Genomic DNA, 2,695 nt, shown 5'->3' with positions numbered 1-2,695 from the left:
GCCTACGCCTGCCGAGGCCTGCACCGGGTATCCCAGCTCGCGCAGGCGCTCGACATCGCGGCGGATGCTGCGCCGGTCCACGCCCATGCGCTCGGCCAGCTCGGCGCCGGACCAGTGACGGCGGGCCTGCAGCAGGGAAATCAGGCGAAGCAGGCGATGGGCGGTATGGCGCATGAGAGATCGCGGACAGAAGTCGTCCGCAATTGTGCCCCAGCATGACCCCACTTCACCACCACCTGCAGGGAGCAATGCCATGACGTCACGCCAGATCACCCTCTACCACGCCGCCCGTTCACGCTCGAGCGGCGCTGTCGCCCTGCTCGAAGCGCTGGGCGCCGACTACCGCATGCAGGTGCTGGACCTGAAGGCTGGCGCCAACCTGGCCCCGGCCTACCTGGCGATCAACCCGATGGGCAAGGTGCCGGCCATCGTCCACAACGGCGCCCTGGTGACCGAGCAGGTGGCGATCTATCTGTACCTGGCCGACCTGTACCCGGAAGCAGGGCTGGCGCCGCCGATCGGCGACGCCCTGCGCGGCCCTTACCTGCGCTGGATGGCCTTCTATGGCGCCTGTTTCGAGCCGGCGATGATCGACCGGGCGATGCGCCGCGATCCTCCGCCGCATGCGATGTCGCCCTACAACGATGCCGATACGGTGCTGCAGGTGATCGAAGCACAGCTCGCGCAGGGACCGTACCTGCTGGGCGAGGTGATGAGTGCGGCCGACGTGCTGTGGGGCAATGCGCTGGCCTGGACCAGTGCGTTCGGCCTGGTGCAGCCAGCACCGGCGACGGCCGCCTACATCGAACGGATGAGCGCGATGACCGCGTTTGATCGTTCGCGGCAGATCGATGCGGAGCTGATCGCGGCGTAAGGGCACTCGCCGGGCACGGCCCGGCGCTACCAAACGGGGCGGGATGCGGGTGGCGCGGGACCATGGCGCCGCGCGAGCGCAGGGCGAGCGGGGCGGGATGCGGGTAGAATCGCCCCTTTCCCGCCACCCGAATGGATTAAGCGCCATGACCGGGACGCCAGACGTCTTTCCGCCCGCCACGCCGGGCGGTACCCCGCTCGTTGCCCTGCCCTCTGGTCCGCGCAAGCCCGACCAGGTGAAAGGCAAGCTGTACATCAAGACCCACGGTTGCCAGATGAACGAGTACGACTCGGCCAAGATGGCCGACGTGCTCGCCGCCAGCGATGGCCTGGAACTGACCGATCGCCCGGAAGACGCCGACGTCATCCTGGTCAACACCTGCTCGATCCGCGAAAAGGCGCAGGAGAAGGTGTTCAGCCAGCTGGGCATCTGGAAGAGCCTGAAGAACCAGGGCCGCGAGGTCATCATCGGCGTTGGCGGTTGCGTGGCGTCGCAGGAAGGCGAGGCGATCATCAAGCGTGCGCCGTTCGTCGACCTGGTGTTCGGCCCGCAGACACTGCATCGCCTGCCGGAACTGATCCGCGCCCGTCGCGAGCAGCAGCGCCCGCAGGTGGACATCAGCTTCCCGGAAATCGAGAAGTTCGATCGCATGCCCGAACCGCGTGCTGATGGCGCATCGGCATTCGTGTCGATCATGGAGGGCTGCTCCAAGTACTGTTCGTTCTGCGTGGTGCCCTACACGCGTGGCACCGAAGTCAGCCGCCCGTTCGAAGACGTGGTGGTGGAAGTGGCACAACTTGCGGCACAGGGCGTGCGCGAGATCAATCTGCTCGGCCAGAACGTCAACGCCTACCGTGGCCCCTATGGTGATGGCGAGCTCGCCGACCTGGGCCTGCTGATCCGCACCATCGCCGAGATCGACGGCATCGGTCGCATCCGCTTCACCACCTCGCACCCGCTGGAGTTCAGCGATTCGTTGATCGACGCGTTCCGCGATGTACCGCAGTTGGCCAACTTCCTGCACCTGCCGGTGCAGGCTGGCAGCGACCGCGTGCTGTCGGCGATGAAACGCGGTTACACCGCTCTGGAATTCAAATCGAAGATCCGCAAGCTGCGTGCGGTGCGCCCGGACATCTCGATCAGTTCGGACTTCATCGTCGGTTTCCCCGGCGAGACGGATGCTGATTTCGAGAAGACCATGAAGCTGATCGAGGATATCGGCTTCGACCACAGCTTCTCCTTCATCTATTCGCGTCGCCCGGGCACGCCGGCTGCAGACCTGGAAGACACGATCAGCGACGCGGAAAAGCATGCGCGCCTGTCGCGGCTGCAGGAACGAATCAACGCGCATGCCGCGCAGATCTCCGAAAAGATGGTCGGCAGCGTACAGACCGTGCTGGTGGAAGGCCCTTCGCGCAAGAACCCGAACGAACTGACCGGCAAGACCGAGAACATGCGTTCGGTGAACTTCCCGGCGCACCCGCGCCTGATCGGCCAGTTCGTGGACGTGGTGATCACGGAAGCGATGACCAACTCGCTGCGCGGGCGCGTCGTGACGGAATAGGGTGTGCCGACCAACGGTCGGCACCCACCGAGGGATTGAGGTGTGCCGACCAACGGTCGGCACCCACCGAGGAATTGAGGTGTGCCGACCAGCGGTCGGCACCTACCGGGGTGGATGCCGACCGTTGGTCGGCGTGCTTCAATCCAGGCGTTTGCGGAAGCGCAGGATGGCCAGGGTCATCATCGCCACGATGAACACCAGCAGCGCCAGCGCGTCCGGCCACAGCTCCCACAGCGAAGCCCCGCGCAGCATGATGC

At 65.8% G+C, this 2,695-nt stretch carries 3 protein-coding genes and 1 pseudogene; 2 read left to right on the top strand and 2 right to left on the bottom strand.

Features of this window, described 5'->3' with window-relative positions; genetic code table 11:
* Positions 1–174 (bottom strand): helix-turn-helix transcriptional regulator (locus AB4Y84_RS18785; RefSeq protein WP_442250643.1); only part of this gene is annotated, 174 nt, incomplete at its 3' end.
* Between the two features lie 79 nt (positions 175–253).
* On the opposite strand from AB4Y84_RS18785, the gene AB4Y84_RS18780 reads away from it, so the two are divergent.
* Together AB4Y84_RS18780 and miaB are read left to right on the top strand one after the other, a co-directional pair.
* On the top strand, positions 254–874 hold the full coding sequence (locus AB4Y84_RS18780) for a glutathione S-transferase family protein (protein ID WP_105163793.1): 621 nt from the start codon (positions 254–256) through the stop codon (positions 872–874).
* A 145-nt stretch (positions 875–1,019) separates the two neighbouring features.
* Positions 1,020–2,438, top strand: a complete 1,419-nt coding sequence (miaB, locus tag AB4Y84_RS18775) for a tRNA (N6-isopentenyl adenosine(37)-C2)-methylthiotransferase MiaB (protein ID WP_223494703.1) — start codon at positions 1,020–1,022, stop codon at positions 2,436–2,438.
* Between the two features lie 138 nt (positions 2,439–2,576).
* Here the strand turns inward: miaB and AB4Y84_RS18770 are convergent.
* Positions 2,577–2,695 (bottom strand): annotated as a pseudogene (locus tag AB4Y84_RS18770) (ABC transporter permease); the annotation flags it as partial.

It is taken from the genome of Stenotrophomonas sp. 2YAF22, assembly GCF_052114665.1.
GTDB lineage: Bacteria > Pseudomonadota > Gammaproteobacteria > Xanthomonadales > Xanthomonadaceae > Stenotrophomonas > Stenotrophomonas indicatrix.
The sequence above is the reverse complement of the archived record's forward strand: the minus strand, read 5'-3'. Positions and strand labels throughout refer to the sequence as shown.

Coding starts and splice junctions, on each gene's coding strand:
- miaB (WP_223494703.1), top strand. CDS start 1,020: ATGACCGGGACGCCAGACGTCTTTCCGCCCGCCACGCCGGGCGGTACC.
- AB4Y84_RS18780 (WP_105163793.1), top strand. CDS start 254: ATGACGTCACGCCAGATCACCCTCTACCACGCCGCCCGTTCACGCTCG.